The following is a 22102-nucleotide window of genomic DNA, read 5'->3' as shown; positions in this document are numbered from 1 at the left end:
GTAACTATGAAAGCATTTAACTATTATGCACCCACTGAAATTATTTTTGGATGCGGCAAAGTTCAAGAAATTGGCTCAATAGCTGCTCGATACGGTAAAAAAGCTTTGTTGGTTACTGTACCGGAATTCTCTGCAGTAAAGGAGCTCTATGCAAAAGTAAAGAAATCTCTCATAGATAATGGTTTGGAGGTAGTACATTTTGATGGCGTTATTCCAAATCCCACCACTGATGTTGTAACTGAGGGCGCTAATATTGCAAAGTCTTCCGGTGTGGATGTGGTCATTGGGTTGGGAGGAGGTTCCTCAATGGATACTGCAAAAGCTATTGCGGTTGAAACAACCCACCCGGGAACTGCCTGGGATTATAACTGCCATACTTCAGGGCCCACATCTGCAACACTGCCCATTATTGCAATAGGTACAACAGCAGGAACCGGAAGCCAATGTACCCAATGTGCCGTTATCACAAAAACAAGTGAACAGGATAAATCGGCAATCTGGCACAGAAACATCTTTCCCAAAGTTGCGATAGTTGACCCCGAGGTGACAGCTACAATGCCAAAAAGTGTAACTGCACAAACCGGCTTTGATGCATTCTGTCATAATTTTGAAGCATATCTCTCGGTCAACACCAATCCTCTAGTTGAGGTAATGGCCGAAGACGCAATAAAGATAATTAAGGAGTATTTGCCGAAAGCCTTGGAGAACCCCAATGATATGGAAGCTCGTTCGAAGATGGCGTGGGCCGACACTTTGGGAGGCTTTACCAATTCCAACGCAGGGGTTACATTACCCCATGGACTGGGAATGCAAGTTGGCGGACATGCTCCTCATGTATCCCACGGTCAGGCATTGGCAATAATATATCCTCAATTCACAAGGTATACATGTGCATGGGCTATTGAGAAGTTTGCAAAAGTCGGAAGAATACTTAATCCTGCATTGAATGAACTTTCTGATCAGGAAGCAGCAAAAGCAGCCTGTGGCGCAATTGATGATTTTCTTAAAAAAATAGATTTGTGGATTGGGTTTAAAGATGTCAATGTTACAAAAGAGCAAATCCGTCAAATAGCAGACGATGGTCAGGTTTTAGGAGACTATCTCAACAACCCTCGTGTGGCAACAATTGATGAGATGTATGAAGTTCTGATGAATTGTTATGAGCGCAAAGAATGAGGTGGACGAGAATATGATTGAAACAGGGATCTTAAACAGGGATATTGTTGCAGAACTAGCTAAAATGGGACATACAGATCGTATTCTTATTGCAGATGCAGGGCTGGCAATACCCAATACGACAAAAGTTATTGACATTTCACTTGATGTGAACATACCTACAACCATCGATGTATTAAAAGTATTACTGAATCACTTCAGCGTTGAAAAGCTCATCCTAAGCCAAGCGACAATTGATGTAAGTCCATCAAGATATAAGGAGTATTTGAGTTTGTTTGATGAAAGCATGCCTTGTGAAATTGTTGAACACTCTACTTTGCGGGACACTCTTACAAAGGAAGTTAAGTTTGCAATTCGAACCGGCGATTTTACAGCAAATTCAAATATAATTCTTGTAAGTGCCGGAGGCCCCCGCTGGTACTGCGAAAATCAGGGTGAGTAATTCAAAGGAAGAGTGAATTTGATTCTCTAAAAGCACTTGGGAATATCCCAGGTGCTTTTGGCTGTGCGCCTCTTGGAATGAAATGAAAGAGGCAAAAGCGAAGGAACTCGATGTTTCGAGTTTTTATTTTTTTACATTATGCGGTTAACACTTAATGATTGAATTATTTTTTAGACGTGCAGCACACTATAAATCATGATAAGATATATGAGATATTTAAAATAAATAGCATCTTGGAGGACGTTCATGAAAAAGTTGTTGGTTTATTTAAAGGACTATATAAAAGAGAGTATCCTTGGCCCTCTATTCAAGCTTCTTGAAGCATCATTTGAATTGCTTGTGCCTATTGTTATCAAATCTATTGTTGACATTGGCATTGGCCAAGCTGACAAAGGATATATTGTTAAGATGTGTTTACTGTTGGTGCTTTTAGGCGTTGTCGGAATGGTATGTTCTGTAACAGCCCAGTATTTTGCCGCCAAAGCATCAGTGGGCTTTGTGACAAAGCTGCGCCGTGCACTATTTAAACATATTGGACAGTTATCTTATACAGAGATTGATACCCTTGGTACATCCAGTATGATTACCCGTATGACCAGCGATATGAATCAGGTGCAGACCGGAATGAACCTGACTCTGCGTCTGTTGCTGCGATCGCCTTTCATTGTGTTTGGTGCAATGATTATGGCGTTTACTGTAGACGCTAATGCAGCCCTCACTTTTGTAGTAGCGATTCCGGCACTTTCTGTAGTTGTTTTTACCATTATGCTGTTATCCATTCCCCTATATAAAAAGGTGCAGCATAGACTGGACAGAGTGTTGAATTCAACTAGAGAAAACCTGACGGGCGTTCGAGTAATCAGAGCTTTTCGCCTTGAAGAAAAAGAAATAACAGAATTTGATAGACGCAACGAAGAATTAACGGCAACACAGAAATTTGTAGGTAGGATTTCTGCGCTGATGAATCCTCTGACCTATGTTATTATTAATCTTGCCATCATATGGCTTATTCATATCGGTGCTATCAGAGTATCAGCGGGACTACTTACCCAGGGTGCTGTTCTTGCGCTCTACAATTATATGTCCCAGATTCTTGTTGAACTTATAAAATTCGCTAATTTAATCATTAGCATTACAAAGGCTGTTGCCAGCGGTAACCGAATTAGTGCAGTTCTAGATGTAAAATCCAGCCTTGAGGAAAAAGAAACAACACCTCAGAATAGTCAGGCTGAATATGCTGTTGAATTCCGTCATGTGGGATTGCAGTACAAAAATGCAGCAGGTGAAGCATTAACCAATATTAACTTTTCCGTCCGACCCGGTGAGGTGGTTGGTATCATCGGAGGTACAGGTTCCGGTAAGTCTTCGCTGGTGAACATGATTCCAAGATTTTACGATGCTACCTCGGGAGAGGTTATTGTGGATGGTACTAATGTTAAGGACTATCCTTTGATAACGCTTCGTGACAAAATCGGTATTGTACCCCAAAAGGCGGTACTATTTAAAGGCAGTATCAGGGAAAATATGCGCTGGGGCAATAAAGATGCAACCGACGAAGAGATTATGGACGCCATTAATATGGCTCAGGGCGGAGAAATTGTAGTCCAAAAGAAGGAAGGCCTAGATTTTATTATCGAACAGGGTGGAAAAAACCTCTCGGGAGGTCAGCGCCAGCGTTTTACCATAGCTCGCGCCCTTGTTAAGAAACCTGAAATTCTAATTCTTGATGACAGTGCTTCGGCCCTTGATTTTGCAACAGATGCAGCACTTCGCAAGGCTCTTCGTGAAATGCCGGGAAATCCGACCCTTTTCATTGTTTCACAGCGTACCTCATCGATTCAATTTGCCGATAAAATTGTCGTCCTCGATGACGGAGAAATTGTCGGAATCGGCAAGCATGATGAGTTGCTTGAAACCTGTGAGGTATATCGTGAAATTTATGACTCACAATTCAAGAAGGAGGGAAAATGATATGAAAAAAGAGAAAAGTCAGATAGATACTCTACGAAAGGTTCTCAAATACATTAAGGAATATCGTACCCTTCTAACGATTTCCATTGTGCTTGCTGCATCTACAGTGGCATTAACTCTTTATGTACCTATTCTCATCGGTAATGCCATTGATTGTATTATAGGACCGGATAATGTAAATTTTAAAGCAGTTGCTCAAATTCTTGTCAGAATTGCTTTTACCGTTGGTATAACTGCTATATTTGAATGGCTGATGTACACAATAAACAACAATATTACTTACCAAGTGGTGCGGGATATTCGTAAAAAAGCTTTTAGAAAAATTGAAATTTTACCCCTCTCATATATTGATGCCCATTCCCATGGTGAAATTGTAAGCCGTATAATTGCTGATGTTGACCAGTTTGCCGAGGGACTTTTGATTGGATTTACACAGCTTTTTACAGGTATTGTTACAATTATCGGTACGCTAATTTTCATGCTGACCATTAATGTAAAGATTACTTTTATTGTAGTTATTCTTACGCCGCTTTCTCTCTTTGTTGCAAATTTTATTGCAAAGCGTACTTATTCCATGTTTAAGCTGCAGTCCGAAACCCGTGGTGAGCAAACCTCGCTTATAGAAGAAATGATTGGCAATGCAAAAGTAGTTCAGGCGTTTTCCTATCAGGAAGAAGCACTGAAAAAGTTTGATGAGATTAATGAGAGGCTCGAAAAATGCTCGCTTAGAGCTGTTTTCTTTTCATCTTTAACAAACCCTTTAACCCGGTTTATCAACAGCCTTGTTTATGCCTCAGTTGCCCTTGCAGGGGCCATAGCGATTATTGGTGGGGATGTAGGCAGCACAATGACGGTAGGTGGACTTTCCATATTCTTAAGCTATGCCAACCAATATGCAAAACCTTTCAATGAAATTTCCGGTGTGATAACCGAGATGCAAAATGCTTTTGCTTGCGCAGCTCGCGTTTTTGAGTTGATTGAAGAACAACCTCAAATTCCGGATGCAGAGAATGCGATCGTACTTGAAAAGGCTAGTGGCAATATCCTTTTTGAAAATGTGGCTTTTTCCTATGTGTCAGAACGTCCTTTGATTCGGAATTTAAATCTTAAAGTAAAACCCGGACAGCGTGTGGCGATTGTCGGGCCCACTGGATCCGGAAAAACCACTGTGATCAATCTCTTGATGCGCTTTTATGACGTTAATTCCGGCAGTATAGAAGTAGAGGGGATAGATATTAGAAACATCACCCGAAATAGCTTAAGAGAAAACTATGGTATGGTATTGCAGGATACATGGATGAAATCCGGCACAATTCGTGAAAATATCACAATGGGCAAACCGGAGGCATCGGAAGAAGAAATCATTGCTGCGGCAAAGGCCGCTCATGCTCACAGCTTTATTAAAAGGTTGGAAAACGGTTATGACACTGTCATTAGCGAAGAAGGAGGAACTCTTTCGCAGGGACAGAAGCAATTGCTCAGCATTGCCCGTGTTATGCTTTGTTTGCCGCCCATGCTTATATTAGATGAGGCGACATCTTCAATTGATACCCGTACCGAAATAAAAATTCAGGAGGCCTTTGCAAGACTAATGCAGGGTCGTACAAGTTTTATTGTTGCACACCGCTTGTCCACGATACGAGAAGCAGATATTATTCTCGTTATGAAAGACGGTGATATTATCGAGCAGGGTACCCATGATGAGTTGCTTTCGCTAAAAGGCTTTTATGCCAATTTGTATAATAGTCAATTTGTGCAGTGATGTAAAAATATATGAATAATATCCTATAGATGATGCAATATGTAATATATTTATTATATAATGTTAGTGTAGTTGCAGTAGATAATTCAAGATTGGAGGGATTGGGATGCTTATAACCACAACAAATGGGGTGGAAGGTAGAAAGGTTGTTGAATATAAGGGGATAGTTTTTGGAGAGGTTATTTCCGGTGTGGACTTTATCAAAGATTTCGCTGCCGGTCTTTCAAATTTTTTCGGAGGCCGTTCTAAGTCTTATGAAGGCGAATTAATAGAGGCTAGAGAGGGAGCAATTCGGGAGATGTCCAATAGAGCAGCACAGATTGGTGCCAATGCAATAATAGGAGTAGATGTTGACTATGAAGTACTGGGGCAGGGCGGAAATATGCTTATGGTGACGGCTTCGGGTACTGCGGTGGTAATTGAGTAATGATGAGTTGAGTATAATCAAAAAGCCCTGTGAATACCTGCCTGATGGAGAATCATGCGGGTTTCACAGGGCTTAGTAATGCAATTGTTAGAATTTTTTACCACCGCCGCCGTGGGTTCTACCGCTGCTGCTGGTGTGTGTACTGCTCTTTTGGCTTCCGCCTGAACTTCTCTCAATTTTCGTTTTTACCGTGGACTCTCTTATATAATCATCTCTTCTTTCAGAGAGCACGAAAGAACCGTTTTCCTCATAGGTACTGGAGTTTATTGTAACCTTACCTTTGCTGGAGAAAGACAATACCAATGTAGATCCTACAGATATAATAAGGGCAACTATATATACCGGCAGGGACTTTATCGTACGAGATACCTTGTCAGCGTAGGTCATGTCCGATTCAACCCTGTATTGTCCGCGGGGAACACCAGCATTGGCATAGCTTTTGACATCGCTGATAAACGTCCTGCATGCATTATAATATTTAGCATTGGATAGAGGACCTATTATATTGTCTTCCATTGTAGAAATTCTGCTGTTCGTAAAAATATCAATGGCCTCACCGGATGTGGATATCCATACTTCTCTATCTTGCATGTTAATAAGCATCAGCAGGCCTGAGTAATCCCTGCCTATACCATACCCGTTGTAATCGAAAAAATCATCGGCAAAATCACGGGAAGACTTGCCATCGGTGTTATCGGTAATAACAATAACGACGTCAAGACCGTAGGTGTTTTTTATGCTGTCAATGTCAGCTTGAAGATTCGTAATTTCACTATCGGTAAGATAATTTAAATAGTCTATGACGTTGTTGGAGTTTTCGGCATAGACTCCGATTTGTGCAATACATAGGATAAAAATAGAAAACAATACAGCTAATAACGAAACGCTTGTCTTTTTATACAAGTAAAGCACCTCCAAACACACCTATTATCCATACAAGAATAAACACAACTACAGCAAAAAGTATTTGCTTTGGAAGGCAAAGGGGAGTATCCCCGGCAACCTTGCCTGTCTGTCCGTTCACCATGAATATATGGCTCTTATCCTTGTACTTATTTACTAGGAGGTAAACCGGCAGCATTGAATAACACTGTTCGATCTCGGATATGTTTACCTGTCTGCTGTTGGTGGTGTAGGAAGAATACCCGTTAACAGTTCCCCTTAACCTTTCCGACATATAATCTTTCACTCTATCTTTCAGTATAGCTGAAGCATCAGCTGCTTCAACATCATATTTTTCGGCCATAAAGCCGGACATATACTTCATGGAGAAGTCTTTTATATCGTTGTAATCAAAGGGCTCAATAAGATGCATGTATTTATCGTCCATCTTTTTGGATGCATCCACAGGAATTTTTTTATAACGGGCATTACCTCTTCTTACAACGCTGTAATACTTTGTTTGAGTGTATTTATAGTCACCACGCTGCCACGAGTGGACCTTGGTGGCTTCTCCGCTGATAAATCCGTCTGCTTTGCAGTCAAACAGCCAGAAGGGAGCATAAACTCCGGTTACTTTGTCAACTTCCTCTTTCAATTTAAAGTCTTTGGGAGCAAATATGCGTTTTTTTATCCACTTTTGATATGTTTCTTTTGCCTGTTCCTTTGTCAGTCTAAAAGGAATTACACTTTTGGGTTTGAATCGTCCGGAAAATCTTGATTTAATAACTGCAGGACTCTTGCAGTAAATGCAAAAGGTGGCGGAAGTGGTATTATCTGCGATCAATTCAGCTCCGCAACTGTTGCAAATATATGAATCCAATTCAGGCATATCCTCATTGAGAATTTCCTCTTCATCAAACTTGTCAAACTGGCTTTTTTCGTATTCATTGAAGCAATAATGGCATTTCCATTTCTGAGAAGGTGGGTCAAAATCCAATCCGGCACCGCAACTGGGGCACTTATACTCTTTTACTGAGGTCATTTACATCCTCCTTTTCAAATAGTAATGATACGAACATTATTTTGTTTCTTAATTCTTCAGATAGGACGACAAACTTATACATCAAAAATATAACAAGTTGTACTCTCAGTTAAATTATACAGTCAAAAAAAACGGGTGTCAAACAGTTGATTTAATTAGAAATAAGCCTATATAAATATGAATATTTTGATAATAAAAATTTAGAATAGCAAGAAATAAATAAATCTTTGCAAGCTTTTGCTATTAACAAAAGCGAACTTATATGTTATAATTTAATTATATAGGGTAAATAATTTTGAAAAAAAAGTATAGCATTTCCGCTTTTTAAATTGTTTTCTGTTATAAAGTGAGCCTGCCTACAGTTATATATGCTGTCTGTTACTGATATTTATTTGCATAATGGTATTGCTGAGTCGTCTAATATTTCTGTTAGTTGTAATATTTATCTTGTAATATTTGTTGAATAATTTGACGATGTTTTTAATGAAGTGTATTTACTACACCAAAAGGGGTAGGTGCAAATTATGAAGTTCGTATTTGATGTAAAAGAATTTTACAGCAAAATCAAAGACTTTAGTTTAAAAAAACTAAAAAGATTAAAAGAAATAAAGGTATTAAAATCTTATTTCTCTAAGAATTCCACCGAGAAAAAATCCGGTGAAAAGAAAGGCAATTTTATGCCTTTTTTAAGGTTGAAAGACGTAAGTATAGGAATTAAACTTAATGTAATTGTTACTATTGTTCTTACAGTATCCTTGTCGATAGTAATTTTTTACTCTTTTGGAATTGTAAGAAATATTCTAATAGAACAGGCAAAGGATGGGACATTGCAGGTTTCAAAGCAAGCCACCTCAAATATGCGGATGATTCTTGAAACTATGGAACAGGAAGCTATGGTTTTGAGCAGGGATGCGCAAATAACGGATATTATTTCGGAGTTGAACAATACGGAAGATAAGGCTTCACAAAGTAGATATTCCAGTCAGTTGAAAGTGGTATTGACAGATAATGTGGAAGAGAAAAGCAATCATTTCTACAGTATTATGGCGATTTCTAATAATTACATAACTACGTTTTCGGGGCAACAGACATTAAAAGCCACTGCAAATATAAAAGAAGCTGAAAGTGTTAAAGCCTTTATAGACAGCGGGGAAAAATCAAAGTGGTATGATCCTTATATACAGGATATAGGAATTCATCAGGATACTACGGGTTTATCCGGTAAGGTAATTGCTTTAGTAAAAAGTATTTATTCAAAGACAAGCCTAAAAAGTCAGGGACAGTTATTCTTCTATATCAACTATGAAAATTTAGGCAGGGTGCTTAATGATGTGGATTTATCTTATGATGGAGTTATGTATCTTGTGGGTAACAACAATAACATTGTAATGAATCCCATGAAAACAGAGCATATGGGTCTATCCATCAATGATATGGGACAAGAAGACAAAGAACAGAATTTATATATTGACGAAGAGATATTCAAGAGGGTTAAATCCGAGCCAAGCGGAGCATTTACAACCAAGCTGCATGGAAAGGATATGCTGATAACTTTTTCATCAATAGATGACATTAACAGCACAAACCTAGGCTGGACTATTGTGACCGTTACAGCTGTTGATAAGATTACCGAAAGTGTTAACAAAGTTTCGGCACAAGTAATAATTATCGGTTTGATTTGTCTGGCAGTGGGAATACTTTTATCTCAATATGTCAATAAGGATATTACAAAGAATATAAAGAGACTGGTAAAAATGATGGAAAAGGTGGGTAACGGTAATTTATCCATAGAGTTTAAGGTAGAAGAAAGACAAGATGAAATAGGTAAGCTCAGCAAAAGTTTTGCGAAGATGGTAGGCAACCTGAATGAATTGATTAAGAGCGTTAAACATGCCTCAGATATCACAGTTGATGCATCTTCAAGTGTATCCTCAAAGATTGAGGAAACATATGCTTCAATTGAGCAAACGAATGCTATTTTGGAAGTTGTAAAAGAAAAGAGTTTTCAGCAGGGCAAGGCTGTGAAAGAAGGGGAGAAGCAGATTGCTTTAACTAAAGATGAAGTTAATCAGGCAAAGGATACCATGAAAGATGTAGATGCTATAATTTCCAAGTCAAAGGATATTAGTGAGGATAATAGAATGTCAGTTAGTCTGCTGCATGAAATGTCTCAAAATATTAGAACCGCTATGAATGAGATAGGCGCGGAATCTAAAGAGCTTATTCAAACTTCGAGAGAAATAACAAAGTTTACTAGACAGATAAAGGAGATTTCAGAGCAAACAAAAATGATTGCCCTGAATTCAGCTATTGAATCGGCCAGATTAGGAGCTCAGGGAAAGACATTCCATTTGCTATCGGAAGAAACTAGAAACTTGGCCTCAAAAACTAAAGACCTATCGGGCAACATAGACCAGATAATTCATAATCTTATTGAAAAAATTAACAACACCAACAAAGTTGTGTTAAAGTTGGATAAGGTTGCTGAGAATACTGAGAGTTCAGTAATGAATGTAACGGAAAGCTTTGATAAAAATATTGAGTTTTTGAACGATATAACATCAAATGTGTCTCAGATTAAGCAGGTATTTGCGCATATAGATGACTTTGTCAATGAAATAGTATCTACGGTAGAATATATAAGTGCAAGCTCTGAGTCCAATATTCAGGATATATCTGATGTAAGTGCGGCAATGAATGAACAGATAAAATGTCAGGAGTCATTATTAGAGCAAACAACCAACTTGCTCAATCTGTCGCAAGACCTGAAGAAAAAAGCTGAAGAAATATCGTAATTTATACTACTATATTTTCAAAATTTGATTTTACACCAGATGGTTTAAGAACAGGGTTGATTGCCTCAGCAGCAAGCGGCAATTAACCCTGTTTGCGCTGTATTATCTATGTTGACTTGGTTATAATTGTATGTTAATATTTAATTCATGAGCTGATATTATTATGCTTTGCATGCAATTTGTATTGGACTGACGCAAGATTGCAATTCATTAATTTCTAGGATTTTGGGGGGAAAAGCATGTTGAAAACTCGTTTGGCAAAAGCATTGGGTAAGGGGCTTATCTTTGCAACTTTATTCACAGTGGTTTCAATGGGAGCAGTCTGTGGTTATGCAGACGGGGCTAACCAAAGCGACTCTAGAAAGATTGTTACTTCCGATTTTGTTGACTTAAAGTTTACTGTAAACAAAAAGAATTATACATCAAAGACCGCTAATAAGGAGCTTAAGGTTGCTCCTTTCATATCCAACGGTAGAACATTGGTTCCTTTCAGGGCAATTTTTGAAGAACTTGGGTACAGTGTTGATTGGGATGATGCAACAAAAACCGTTACTGCAACATATAAGGGAAATGTAATAAAACTTACAATAGGTTCTAATAAGGCTGTTGTAGACGGATATGAGGTTCCTCTTGATATTGCACCTACAATAGTAGATTCCAACACTGTTGTCCCGCTTCGATTTGTAGCTGAGAATTCCGGTTCTTTTGTTGACTGGAATCCGGAGGATAAAACCATATCTATAAGCAGAGTAGGAAAGTTTGATACCGGTACGGTTCTCTTCTATGACCAAAAGGGTAAGGTGCCGATGGTATATATTTATGATGGTCAGACGGTTAGTTCTATTTCCCTAAAAGGTAATGAAATCAAAAATGCTATTACCTATAACGGAGGACTTCTTATAACCCTGTTTGATAAGGAAAACGATACAAATAATCTTGTTACATACAGAAACGGCAAATTTGAAGTTCTGATAAACAACTTTGAGATAAAGGAAAAAGTAGAGTTCAATGGAAACCTTCTGTTGCATGGTTATGACAGAAGGCAGAAGAGGGACAGTGTCTACAGATTTGATGGCCGGAGTATTTATCTGATTGCAGATAATTTTGCAATGGGTCAGTATGTTGTTTTAAATGATAAATTAATAATCAACAAATATGATGATTTAAGAAGATACTCTTTGCTGGTTTTTGACAAATCTTCATGGAATCCGAGATTGTTGCAGGATAAGTTTATTATCAAGGAGACAATGATAGAGGACAATACTCTTTTCATTAGTGCAGTTAGCTCTGAGGGAGATACTAAGCCTTTCGCATGCTATAATGGTACTGAGTTCAGGATTTTACATGAAGACCTTGATATTGACCTTAGCAGGACAGTCCAGTTTAAAGATAAAGACGGTACAAATAACATAGTTACTGTAGCTGCTAAAAGCGGAAAAGACTATTTCTTGGTATTGAGAAACTCAACAAAGAATACAACGAAATATGATATTTATGACCTGTTTATGCCGGATTCGGTATTCAAAGATGCAGATGTCAAGGCAACGACTGTAAAAGTTGAGGATATTGTAGACTATAACGATAGGATGTTTATTGCCTTAAACCAGACCAAAAGTATTATTACAGCAAAGTCATTTAAGACTATAAGTGTTCCGTCTTACACAAAGAAGGAAAATCTGTTTACATATTCCAAAGACAAACCGAATGATCAACCACGATGCTTGGTTTTATCAGATGTTGAAACAATATATAAAGGTGTTACATTTAAGGGCTTTTTACTCGAGGATGACAACCTGCTGGTACATTTGCAAAACAAAGATGATAAGGACTATTTGCTCTATATATTTGACAAGGATAAAACATCTATGGCTCGTGATATAGTCAAAATAAAGAATATTAAGACAGTTGGACAAAAGACATTTATAGCTGTCGAGGATATTGACAGAATAACCGATAAGCAAAGACAGGCACTATTAATATATGATCAGAATGTCTCAACTTATAATATGAGAATTAGAAACCTGGTGCTTGGAATGGAAACCAAAGTGTGGGATGAATTGGGGGATAGTTTGGCTGTAAACGGTAACGAAGCAGATATAAAGAGAAGTAAGGTTTATCTTTATTCAAATGAGTTTAAAGAGCTTTTAGGAAACTTCCAAGTGGAGTACTGGGAGAAAATTGATAATTTTATATTTACCTCAGGGCTGGATACCGACAGTAAAGTAAATTCATTCCATTGCATAAATTCCAGAAATAGCGAGCAGCTCAAAGATTATTTTGATGTTGATAAGGTCATAAAAGCAAAAGGTGATTACTACTTTGTATATGGAGTTGAGAAGGCACCAAAGACGCCATTTTCAAATAAAAAGATTCTGTATATATATAATTTCAGGACTAAGGAATTTATCGATTTGGTAGTAGACTTCCAGTTGACTGATATGCTGTATATTAATTAAACATATTAATTTAAATTTTATGTGGGTAGCAAAAAGGAATATCCTTTTGGAGGGTATTCCTTTTTTGTGGTGATAAATCTAATAAATTAGTTTTCGGAGATTTTAAAGGGATTTTAAGCAATAATATCGAATTCCATATAAATGTCCAACTGAAAACTTGCTACCATATCGCATTAATTTCTAAGAGGTGGTTTTTTTGTTTGAGCCCAACTTATTATCTGACCTAAGAAAAAGAGAAAAAAAGTCTCGTGTTGATTCTATAAATCATATTGTTATAAAGATCAAAAATGGAGACACGGAATTAAAGGAAAAATTTATTAAAAAATATAGACCATACCTATTAAAGATTATATCCAGTACTCTTGGAAGATATGTTGACCCTGAGGTAAGTGAGGAGTATAGTGTGGGACTTATGGCATTTAATGAAGCTATAGATGGTTTTAATCCTGATATAAATGGGAACTTTACGAATTATTGCAATATGGTAGTAAATCATAGAATTATCGATTACATAAGAAAAAACAAGAAATACAGCAATGTTATACCTTTTTCCTATTTTGAGGAGAGAAACGACTTCGAAGAAAAATATCTGGTCTCTGATAGTCATTACCTTTATGAGAATATAGAAGTAAAAGAAGAGGTTCTGCAGTTTGAACAGCAGTTAAAGCAGTTTGGAATTACCCTTGAGGATCTTGTAGTGAATTCACCAAAACACAAGGATTCAAGGGAACTTTGCATCAATATTGCCAGAGTTTTGGCCGAGAATGATAAGTTGTTTGATAAACTTCTTCGCAAGAAGTGCATTCCACTATCTGAATTAATGGGGTTGGTTAGTGTCCATCGAAAAACTGTAGAGAGGAATAGAAAGTTCATAATAGCGGTGAGCTTGGTTTTAAGAAGCAGTCTTGATGAGATAAAGCAGTTTTTCAAGGAGCCTGAAGAAGGGAGGGGACAATAATGAATCTTGGAGTAGTAATAAAAATAAAAGAGAAAAAAACTATAATTGTTACAGAAACTGGAGAGTTTAAAGCGGTAAAAACAAGGGACGGCATGTTTTTGGGACAGAAGATTTTATTTGGCCAACAGGACGTAATTGAAAATAGCAAAAAAGGTATTGGTTTTATGTATTCTGCTGTTATAGCAGGTATAGCCGCCGTTTTTGTATTTATGTTTACATATTTTAGTATGTTTAATTTTGGAGATGCTTTTGCATATATCGATGTGGATGTAAATCCTAGTGTTGAATTTGCAGTAAACAGGGATGGCATTGTTTTAAGTGCTGAACCGCTTAACGAGGATGCAAAAAAGATATTGGAAGAGTTAACATATAAGGATGAATTGCTTGAAGATGTGATTTTAGATCTCATTGATAAGTCCAGAAAGTATGGTTTTATAGCAAAGGATGATAAAAAGAATATTGTATTAATCTCTACGGCACTAAATAGTGAAGGTGCAAAAGAGGGGAATAATTTTGAATACAAACTCATTCATAATTTGGTGTCAGATTTTAAGAGTTTGGATATGGACATTGATATGAGGTTTGTAGTGGCTTCAAAAGAGCAAAGAAGAAAGGCACAGGAAAATAAAGTTTCCATGGGTAAATACATGATTTATGAGATGGCAAGGCAGGATGGAGAAGAAGTCACAATTGAGTCTATTGTGTCAGAACCATTGGAAGAGTTGCTTTCAGGTCAAAACTTTGGTATGATTGAAGCGGAGAAAGTGCTACCTACTGAAACTGCTACGGCATCGATTGAATCGGTGGGCACACCGAAGCTTCCTACAATGACTCCAACGAATACGCCAGTTACCACAACAGCGACACCTACGAATACGCCGATTGCACCTACAGTGACTCCGACGAATACACCGATTGCAGCAACAGCGACTTCCACAAAGATACCGGTTGAAGCGACAGCAATCCCGACGAAGGTACCGGTTGCACCTACAGCGACACCTACGAAGATACCGGTTGCACCTACGGCCACTCCTACGAAGGTACCGGTTGTACCTACAGTGACTCCGACAAAGGCACCGAGCGGTGAACAGAGTGTCAAAGTAAGGTTTTACAACAATAATACCCTATCAGAAAGCGGTGTAATTTACGTTAGAATTAACGTGATAAATACCGGAAATACATCTGTGAATCTCGCGGACTTGAAATTAAGATATTACTATACTATAGACGGTGATAGTGAGCAGAGGTTTAATTGCGATTGGTCGTCTATTGGAGCTCACAATGTTATCGGAAGTTTTGTGAAGATGAAATCACCCCGAACAGGAGCAGACACCTTTGTTGAAATTGGATTTGTCAAAGAAGCGGGAGAGCTTCAAGCGGGAGAAAGCGTTGAACTGAATGCACGTTTTTCCAAAACCGACAATACACAATATGATAAAGGGGACGACTATTCGTTTAGTTCCCATCACTACGAATATGTAGACTGGGATAAGATTACAGCATATATTTCAGGGGAATTAAAATGGGGAACAGAACCATAACTAAATCCCCTAAAACTTAAACATGTCAACGAATTAACTATAAATATATTAAGTAAGTTTTTTTAGGAGGTAATGAAATTGAAAAGAATTAGAGCTTTGTTACTAATATTTGCGATCTTGACTGTAACTTTGCTGCCTTTTATATCCTTTAGGGGTCCAACTATTGCAGCCGATCCAAATAATGATGACTGGTTGCATGTCGAAGGCAACAAAATAGTAGACATGTATGGTAATCAGGTCTGGTTGACCGGTTGTAACTGGTTTGGATTCAATACCGGCACCAATGTATTTGATGGGGTATGGAGCTGCAATATGAGAGAGGCTATTCAGGGTATGGCAGACAGGGGAATAAACTTTTTGAGGATACCTATTTCAACGGAACTCTTATATCAGTGGTCACAGGGAGTATATCCTTCAGCCAATGTTAATGATTTTGTAAACCCGGAGCTAGACGGTATGAACAGCCTTGAGCTTTTTGATTTCGCCGTTCAGAGTTGTAAAGAATCCGGAATAAAGATTATGGTGGATATACACAGCCCATCAACGGATGCTATGGGGCATATATATCCTGTATGGTATGATGGCACATTTACAACAGAGATATGGATTTCAACTCTGGAATGGTTAACAGAAAGATATAAAAATGATGATACAATTCTTGCACTGGATCTCAAGAATGAACCCCATGGTACGCCAGGCACTACACCAATGGCAAAGTGGGACGGTTCTACCGATCTAAACAACTGGAAACATGCTGCACAGACATGTGCAGAGAGAATTCTTGCAATTAACCCAAATATTCTCATTGTAGTTGAAGGGGTTGAAGTTTATCCGAAGCCTGGTTATGATTATACTGCAGTGGATGAATGGGGAAAAGAGAGTAAATATTTTTACAACTGGTGGGGTGGAAATTTAAGAGGAGTAAGGGATTATCCAATTAATCTCGGTAAGTACCAGAAACAGCTTGTATACTCACCCCATGATTACGGTCCCCTTGTACATAAGCAACCTTGGTTTTATGAAGGATTTAACAAAGAAACCTTATATAATGACTGTTGGAGAGATAACTGGGCGTACATACACGAAGAAAACATTGCTCCTCTACTAATGGGTGAGTGGGGAGGATTCATGGATGGCGGAGACAACGAGAAATGGATGAAGGCTCTGCGAGAGTATATGATTGAAAATAAAATAGCACATACTTTCTGGTGCTACAATGCAAATTCCGGCGATACCGGCGGACTTGTATACCATGATTTCATAACTTGGGATGAAGAGAAGTATGCTTTACTGAAGCCGGCATTATGGCAGACATCCGAAGGAAAGTTTATAGGTCTTGATCATCAGATACCTCTTGGCTCGAATGGAATCACTGTAACTGAATATTATGGTGGCCATATTCCGGAAACATCACCAACGACTACTATTACGCCTTTGCCTACACCATCATCTTCTCCTGAAATAGAAAAGGGTGATGTGAATGCAGATGGTAAGGTTAATTCAACTGATATCACATGGATAAAGAGGTTTTTGCTTAAAATTATTGAAGACTTTCCCGCACCGACCGGCAGGCAGGCTGCAGATATGAATAATGATGGGAAGATTAATTCTACGGATATGTCAATTTTAAGAAGGAAAATACTTAAAATGATAGAATAAGACGAGCTGCTACTGTTTTTCGACCAGATATTTCCAATACCTTGCAGGCATATTACGTTTTTGCAGCTTTGGATTGATTCTATCCTTTATGCAAATGCTGTCGAAGTATTTTTTCCACAGATCTTCAAAGCAGTCATCAGTGTTGAGAGATTGATGCTGAAGCTCTTCAGGGAGGTCTGTTAGAACACATTCTACCATATTGTATACAGCAGCAAGGTTTCTTTTGGTGTCGTGTATTATCCAGAATTGATCGGACAGACGCCGAACAAAATGATCGGATATTAAAGCGGTAATATTGTAAACAGGGCTGTAGGGGGCATAATAAAGGCCCCCATTTAGCTTTCTGAACCTCAATAAACCCAGCATTAGATGACTTTCGGTCCGCACCTTTTTAGCAGCAGAATGAACCTTAAGAACTTCTTCAGAAGTAAGATAAAGGTCTACTGATTTACCCTTTTTGAAGCCGAATCTTAAATATTGGTATATGTAAGTATCGATTTCATCGAGTTCGGACAAATAGGCGTGGTAGACATTTCTTAAGGCGTCATATGAAATCTTTTTATGTATTGCTTCATAAACTTTTGAAGCTTTTTCACTATCAGTGACAATATCAATATCCTTATCTAAGATGCTTTGTTGTAAATTTTTGCAGCGAAGAATCTTGTCGGGAGGCTCAATGCCGTAATATGACTCGTATACGGAAGTCAAAAGTCCGTCAAAGGTTCCATCATAGTAATAGTTGACCATTATATATACCACCTGTATAATTATATTTCACCGGTTATGCTCATTAGCTTGTCCTGGAGCGTAGGTTTTTCCGGTATTAACGATAAAATCGATATTTGCTCCCATTCCTGCTTTTTCTCATCGGTTTCCCAGCCATTAATCAGGTTTTGCCTTATTAGAAGCTGTTCCATGTTATAGTTAAAGAAATACTTGCCTTTACATGTAATGAAGAACCTCGCCCGCTTTAAAACAACACCCAATTTTTTCAGGTCTTCAAAGCATAGGGACTTAACTTTTCTTGCCATAATGATTTTCTTTGCAGAGCGAACTCCAATGCCCGGAACCCGCAGCAGCATTTCATAATCTGCACGGTTTACTTCAACGGGAAAGAGGGAAATATTATTAACTGCCCAGTTCGCTTTAGGGTCAAGCTGAGGGTCAAAATCAGGATTACGTTCGTCAAGAAGCTCGTCGGCTGAAAAACCGTAGAATCTTAAAAGCCAATCAGCCTGGTAAAGCCTGTGTTCTCTAAGGAGTGGAGGTGTCTTCAGATCGGGCAGAAGCGGATTTTTGGATACAGGTACATATGCAGAATAATAAACCCTTTTGAGGTTATATTTTTTGTATAGGTTTTCAGAAAGCTTTAGAATGTTCATATCGTGGTCTTTGGTAGCTCCTACGATGAGTTGGGTGCTCTGACCTCCGGGAACAAACAAAGGTGCTTTTTTGAATACCTTTATTTCGTCCTTTTTTTCTGCTATTTTGGATGATATGAAATTCATCGGTTTTAATATAGCTTGTTTTTCTTTTTGTGGGGCCAAAAGCTTAAGTCCTTTCTCAGAGGGTAGCTCAATATTTACACTCATTCTGTCTACCAGTTTGCCGGTAGCTTCGATAAGGGCAAGATCAGCACCGGGAATGGCCTTGACATGTATGTACCCATTAAACTTGTATTCTTCCCGCAAAAGTCTTATTGATTCATACAGGAGCTCCATTGTATGGTTGGCGTTTTTTGTTACTGCAGAGCTGAGAAACAATCCTTCAATATAGTTTCGCCTATAAAAGTTTATGGTAAGATCAGCTACTTCTTGGGGTGTAAAAGCAGCTCTGGGGACATCATTGCTAGATCTGTTAACACAGTAGGCACAATCATATACACAGTAATTGGAAAAAAGTATTTTTAGAAGGGAAATACATCTTCCGTCATCAGCCCAGCTATGACAAATGCCGCAGGATGTTGCATTTCCAAGACCGCCCTTAGTGTTTTTCCTATTGCTACCACTGGAAGAACATGAAACATCGTACTTTGCAGCGGCAGATAATATTTCAAGCTTTTTCTGAAGCTCCATTAAAATGCACCTCCTGAAAGTTGCTAAATAAATTTTACCACAAGGCCAGAAGAAAATCAAACATTTGTTCGGATAATTATATGCAAATTGAGCTATATTTATTGAAAATAGGTTGAAAAAAGCATCAAATATTATATATAATATAATTATATAGTCTTTTTATTATGTCTAGCTTTATAAGCTAGATTTGATTAGTAGTATTAATGTTTCGCTTCTATATTCAAACATTACAGATCCATCATTGTTTCGTATGAGTTTTGAGCTTTACAATCTTAATCCGGAGGAATAAGATGATAATCAAGTGTTATAAAATAATTCTTTGTGTTTTTTTAATGCTATTGATATTTTGTCAGGCTACATATGCCTTAACAGATACAATTATATATGAAACTGAATTAAATTATCCTCCATTTAAGTTTTTGGAAGGTGATGAAATCCGTGGATTTGAAATTGAGTTAAATCAATATATACTTCCAAATAATGACTATCGCTTTGGTTATCAATTCAACACATGGGAAAAAGTTTATGAAAAACTTAAGAGAGGAGAGATAGACACCTGTGGTTTGCTCGTTGTAAATGAAGAGCGGAAAAAGGATATTTTATTCTCCGATACGGTTTTGAGTATGTATATATCTATCTATTCAAAAGAAAGAAGTCAGAATATTGACATAAAAGACCTTGGAAGATATCGGGTAGGAGTGGGAAAAGAGCAGTACAGTGAGCATATTTTGAGAAACAAGGTGGGTATTCGCAATTACACGTGCTTTATTAATGTGGAAGAGGCGGTAGATGCTTTAGATGATGGGGAGATAGATATAATTTTCGAGAATCAGGACGTTGTAAATCATTACTTAATAAAAAAAGGGTTAACGGGTAAAATTGTTCCCCTCAAGACAGATCTTTTTCCTGTTAAGGTGGCTTATGGAGTAAGCAAAAAAAATCCCCAGCTCGTTAAAGATATTAACGAGCGCTTAGATAGTGTAAAAAAGAGCGGTACATATGAAGAATTGTATAGAAAACACTTCTTTCGGCATTCAGACTTCTACAAAAGGAAACAAAGAATCAAAAATTTAACTGCAATGCTGGTAGTATTCATTCTTTTGGTACTTTTGCAAGTTTATATAAGAAACCTTAAGAAAAAGATATCAAGAGCATACCAAGAGCTTCGCAAGCAGCATGAATGGCTCAGGATAACCTTATCAAGCATTGGAGAGGCGGTAATTACAACTGATGAAAACGGGACTGTTACCTTCAGCAATTATGAAATTCAAAAACTATTGGGTCTGTCGGAAGACGAGATATCAGGCATGAAGCTGGATAAGCTGCTTTCGGGGTTGGTGGATGAGAATGGAAATGTGTTCAAAATTCCGATAAAAGACGTAGTAAATCTGGGAGTACTGATGAATCTTGGAACCAACATAAGTCTGATGACCAGGCATGGAAAAAAGCTTGTGTCAGGTGCTGCAGCACCAATCAGAAACAATTCCGGTGCGATTATCGGAACAGTTATTGCCCTTAAAGATATTACAGAAATTAAGAAGAAGGAAGAAATTTTATATAACATGGAGTATTACGATTCGCTGACCGGACTTCCCAACAGGAGTCTGTTTACGGATCGTCTGAAAATGGCTCTTGCCCAATCAAAACGCAATAATGAGATGTGTGCGTTGATTATATTGGACCTTGATAATTTTAAGGCTATCAACGATACCTTGGGACATTCGGTCGGAGACATGCTCCTCAAACAGGTTGCGGAGAAAATCAAGGGCTACTTAAGGGAAGTTGATACGGTTGCAAGAATTGGAGGGGACGAATTTATTATTATTCAGCCTCAGATAAAGGATATAAGCGATGCTACCAGAGCTGCTGACAGAATTCTGAGGAAATTCCAGCAACCGTGGATACTTGAAGGCAAGGAGTATTATATAACTGCAAGCATGGGCATTGGTATTTATCCCAATGACGGAGAGGATCAGCAAACTATTTTCAAGAATGCGGATACAGCATTATATAGAGCCAAAGAATTGGGAAGAAATAATTACCAGCTATATACCGAGTCAATGAACCAAAAGGTGTTTCAAAGGCTGGATATTGAAAACAGTTTAAGGAGAGCAGTTGAAAGAGAAGAATTTGTGCTGTTTTATCAGCCTCAGATTGATATCAGAAACGGTAAAATTGTAGGATTTGAAGCACTTTTAAGATGGTATCATCCGGATTATGGACTCGTACCTCCGATGGAATTCATACCTATTGCAGAAGAGTCCGGCATTATCGTGTCTATTGGAGAGTGGGTTCTTAAAACTGCGTGTATGCAGAACAAGAAATGGATTGACTCCGGACTAGAGCCTCATTTGATAGCGGTAAACTTGTCTGCAAGACAGTTTCAACAGAATAACGTTGTTGAGATGATAGATAGAATTCGTTGTGAGGCTGGACTGGGGCCTGAATTGTTGGAGTTGGAAATAACTGAGAGTACTGCTATGCAAGACTTGGATTTAACAATAGATGTAGTAAACCAGTTGAGGAAAAAGGGAATTCGGGTATCTCTTGATGATTTTGGAATTGGATATTCATCGCTAAACTATTTAAAGCAGCTTCCTATAGACACTCTAAAGATTGACAAGAGTTTTGTACGAGACATAACAGCCAATTCTAAAGAGGAGGCTATTGCAAAATCTGTTATCAGCCTTGCCCACAAACTTAATCTCACTGTTGTAGCCGAAGGGGTTGAGACAAAGGAACAGCTTTTATTCCTTAAAGAAGAGGGATGTGACAAGGTTCAAGGGTACCTCTTCAGCAAACCGTTGCCTGCAGAGGAAATTGAAAAAATGTTAAGAGAAAAAGAGCGTTTTATCATTGATTAGAAGAATACCAATTGATTTTACGGTATTGATATTATAGTCTCCCGATAGTATA

General features: G+C 38.0%; 15 protein-coding genes. 11 read left to right on the top strand and 4 right to left on the bottom strand.

Features of this window, described 5'->3' with window-relative positions:
• Positions 1 to 6: 6 nt before the first annotated feature.
• The 5 genes from EFD62_RS03660 (at position 7) to EFD62_RS03640 (ending at position 5778) form a co-directional block, all read left to right on the top strand.
• Complete coding sequence (locus tag EFD62_RS03660; RefSeq protein ID WP_128705749.1) at positions 7 to 1176, top strand: iron-containing alcohol dehydrogenase; 1170 nt, start codon at positions 7 to 9, stop codon at positions 1174 to 1176.
• Positions 1177 to 1189: 13 nt separating this feature from the next.
• A complete protein-coding gene (rbsD, locus tag EFD62_RS03655) occupies positions 1190 to 1618 on the top strand; it encodes a D-ribose pyranase (protein WP_069194065.1) in 429 nt (142 codons plus the stop codon).
• 246 nt (positions 1619 to 1864) lie between these two features.
• Positions 1865 to 3589 (top strand): ABC transporter ATP-binding protein, encoded by a 1725-nt coding sequence (locus EFD62_RS03650; protein ID WP_128705748.1) that lies wholly within the window; start codon positions 1865 to 1867, stop codon positions 3587 to 3589.
• A gap of 1 nt (position 3590) precedes the next feature.
• Positions 3591 to 5351, top strand: a complete 1761-nt coding sequence (locus EFD62_RS03645) for an ABC transporter ATP-binding protein (protein ID WP_128705747.1) — start codon at positions 3591 to 3593, stop codon at positions 5349 to 5351.
• A 106-nt stretch (positions 5352 to 5457) separates the two neighbouring features.
• Entirely contained in the window at positions 5458 to 5778 is a 321-nt protein-coding gene (locus EFD62_RS03640) for a putative heavy metal-binding protein (RefSeq protein WP_069194062.1), read from the top strand.
• An 87-nt stretch (positions 5779 to 5865) separates the two neighbouring features.
• Here EFD62_RS03640 and EFD62_RS03635 read toward each other — a convergent pair whose 3' ends face one another.
• Together EFD62_RS03635 and EFD62_RS03630 are read right to left on the bottom strand one after the other, a co-directional pair.
• Entirely contained in the window at positions 5866 to 6690 is an 825-nt protein-coding gene (locus tag EFD62_RS03635; protein ID WP_235832554.1) for a TPM domain-containing protein, read from the bottom strand.
• On the bottom strand, positions 6674 to 7702 hold the full coding sequence (locus tag EFD62_RS03630; protein ID WP_128705746.1) for a DNA helicase PriA: 1029 nt from the start codon (positions 7700 to 7702) through the stop codon (positions 6674 to 6676). Before EFD62_RS03630 ends, EFD62_RS03635 begins: the two co-directional genes overlap by 17 nt.
• 524 nt (positions 7703 to 8226) lie before the next feature.
• Here EFD62_RS03630 and EFD62_RS03625 point away from each other — a divergent pair.
• The 5 genes from EFD62_RS03625 (at position 8227) to EFD62_RS03605 (ending at position 17111) form a co-directional block, all read left to right on the top strand.
• Complete coding sequence (locus tag EFD62_RS03625; protein WP_128705745.1) at positions 8227 to 10497, top strand: methyl-accepting chemotaxis protein; 2271 nt, start codon at positions 8227 to 8229, stop codon at positions 10495 to 10497.
• 239 nt (positions 10498 to 10736) lie between these two features.
• Positions 10737 to 12953, top strand: a complete 2217-nt coding sequence (locus tag EFD62_RS03620; RefSeq protein ID WP_069194058.1) for a copper amine oxidase N-terminal domain-containing protein — start codon at positions 10737 to 10739, stop codon at positions 12951 to 12953.
• A 196-nt stretch (positions 12954 to 13149) separates the two neighbouring features.
• The gene (gene sigI / locus EFD62_RS03615; RefSeq protein WP_069194057.1) at positions 13150 to 13911 is read left to right on the top strand and encodes an RNA polymerase sigma-I factor; all 762 of its coding nucleotides are present in this window, start codon (positions 13150 to 13152) and stop codon (positions 13909 to 13911) included.
• Positions 13911 to 15452 carry an anti-sigma-I factor RsgI family protein gene (locus tag EFD62_RS03610; RefSeq protein ID WP_128705744.1) on the top strand — a complete coding sequence of 514 codons (1542 nt, stop codon included), beginning with the start codon at positions 13911 to 13913 and terminating at the stop codon, positions 15450 to 15452. Before sigI ends, EFD62_RS03610 begins: the two co-directional genes overlap by 1 nt.
• Positions 15453 to 15524: 72 nt before the next feature.
• A complete protein-coding gene (locus EFD62_RS03605) occupies positions 15525 to 17111 on the top strand; it encodes a cellulase family glycosylhydrolase (protein ID WP_172406026.1) in 1587 nt (528 codons plus the stop codon).
• A 9-nt stretch (positions 17112 to 17120) separates the two neighbouring features.
• Here the strand turns inward: EFD62_RS03605 and EFD62_RS03600 are convergent, their stop codons facing one another.
• On the bottom strand, positions 17121 to 17858 hold the full coding sequence (locus tag EFD62_RS03600; protein ID WP_069194054.1) for a TIGR03915 family putative DNA repair protein: 738 nt from the start codon (positions 17856 to 17858) through the stop codon (positions 17121 to 17123).
• A 20-nt stretch (positions 17859 to 17878) separates the two neighbouring features.
• The gene (locus EFD62_RS03595) at positions 17879 to 19186 is read right to left on the bottom strand and encodes a putative DNA modification/repair radical SAM protein (RefSeq protein WP_069194053.1); all 1308 of its coding nucleotides are present in this window, start codon (positions 19184 to 19186) and stop codon (positions 17879 to 17881) included.
• Positions 19187 to 19476: 290 nt separating this feature from the next.
• Between EFD62_RS03595 and EFD62_RS03590 the strand changes: the two genes are divergently transcribed.
• A complete protein-coding gene (locus EFD62_RS03590) occupies positions 19477 to 22050 on the top strand; it encodes an EAL domain-containing protein (RefSeq protein WP_069194052.1) in 2574 nt (857 codons plus the stop codon).
• The last annotated feature ends 52 nt before the right edge of the window (positions 22051 to 22102 follow it).

The organism is Acetivibrio mesophilus, assembly GCF_004102745.1.
Lineage (GTDB): Bacteria > Bacillota > Clostridia > Acetivibrionales > Acetivibrionaceae > Hungateiclostridium > Hungateiclostridium mesophilum.
Note: the sequence above shows the minus strand (reverse complement) of the source record. Positions and strands in the feature narration are given on the sequence as shown.

What these genes read in the sequence shown, in the direction of transcription:
- EFD62_RS03660 (WP_128705749.1), top strand. Translation starts at nt 7, where the DNA reads ATGAAAGCATTTAACTATTATGCACCCACTGAAATTATTTTTGGATGC.
- rbsD (WP_069194065.1), top strand. Translation starts at nt 1,190, where the DNA reads ATGATTGAAACAGGGATCTTAAACAGGGATATTGTTGCAGAACTAGCT.
- EFD62_RS03650 (WP_128705748.1), top strand. Translation starts at nt 1,865, where the DNA reads ATGAAAAAGTTGTTGGTTTATTTAAAGGACTATATAAAAGAGAGTATC.
- EFD62_RS03645 (WP_128705747.1), top strand. Translation starts at nt 3,591, where the DNA reads ATGAAAAAAGAGAAAAGTCAGATAGATACTCTACGAAAGGTTCTCAAA.
- EFD62_RS03640 (WP_069194062.1), top strand. Translation starts at nt 5,458, where the DNA reads ATGCTTATAACCACAACAAATGGGGTGGAAGGTAGAAAGGTTGTTGAA.
- EFD62_RS03630 (WP_128705746.1), bottom strand. Translation starts at nt 7,702, where the DNA reads ATGACCTCAGTAAAAGAGTATAAGTGCCCCAGTTGCGGTGCCGGATTG.
- EFD62_RS03625 (WP_128705745.1), top strand. Translation starts at nt 8,227, where the DNA reads ATGAAGTTCGTATTTGATGTAAAAGAATTTTACAGCAAAATCAAAGAC.
- EFD62_RS03620 (WP_069194058.1), top strand. Translation starts at nt 10,737, where the DNA reads ATGTTGAAAACTCGTTTGGCAAAAGCATTGGGTAAGGGGCTTATCTTT.
- EFD62_RS03610 (WP_128705744.1), top strand. Translation starts at nt 13,911, where the DNA reads ATGAATCTTGGAGTAGTAATAAAAATAAAAGAGAAAAAAACTATAATT.
- EFD62_RS03605 (WP_172406026.1), top strand. Translation starts at nt 15,525, where the DNA reads ATGAAATTGAAAAGAATTAGAGCTTTGTTACTAATATTTGCGATCTTG.
- EFD62_RS03600 (WP_069194054.1), bottom strand. Translation starts at nt 17,858, where the DNA reads ATGGTCAACTATTACTATGATGGAACCTTTGACGGACTTTTGACTTCC.
- EFD62_RS03595 (WP_069194053.1), bottom strand. Translation starts at nt 19,186, where the DNA reads ATGGAGCTTCAGAAAAAGCTTGAAATATTATCTGCCGCTGCAAAGTAC.
- EFD62_RS03590 (WP_069194052.1), top strand. Translation starts at nt 19,477, where the DNA reads ATGATAATCAAGTGTTATAAAATAATTCTTTGTGTTTTTTTAATGCTA.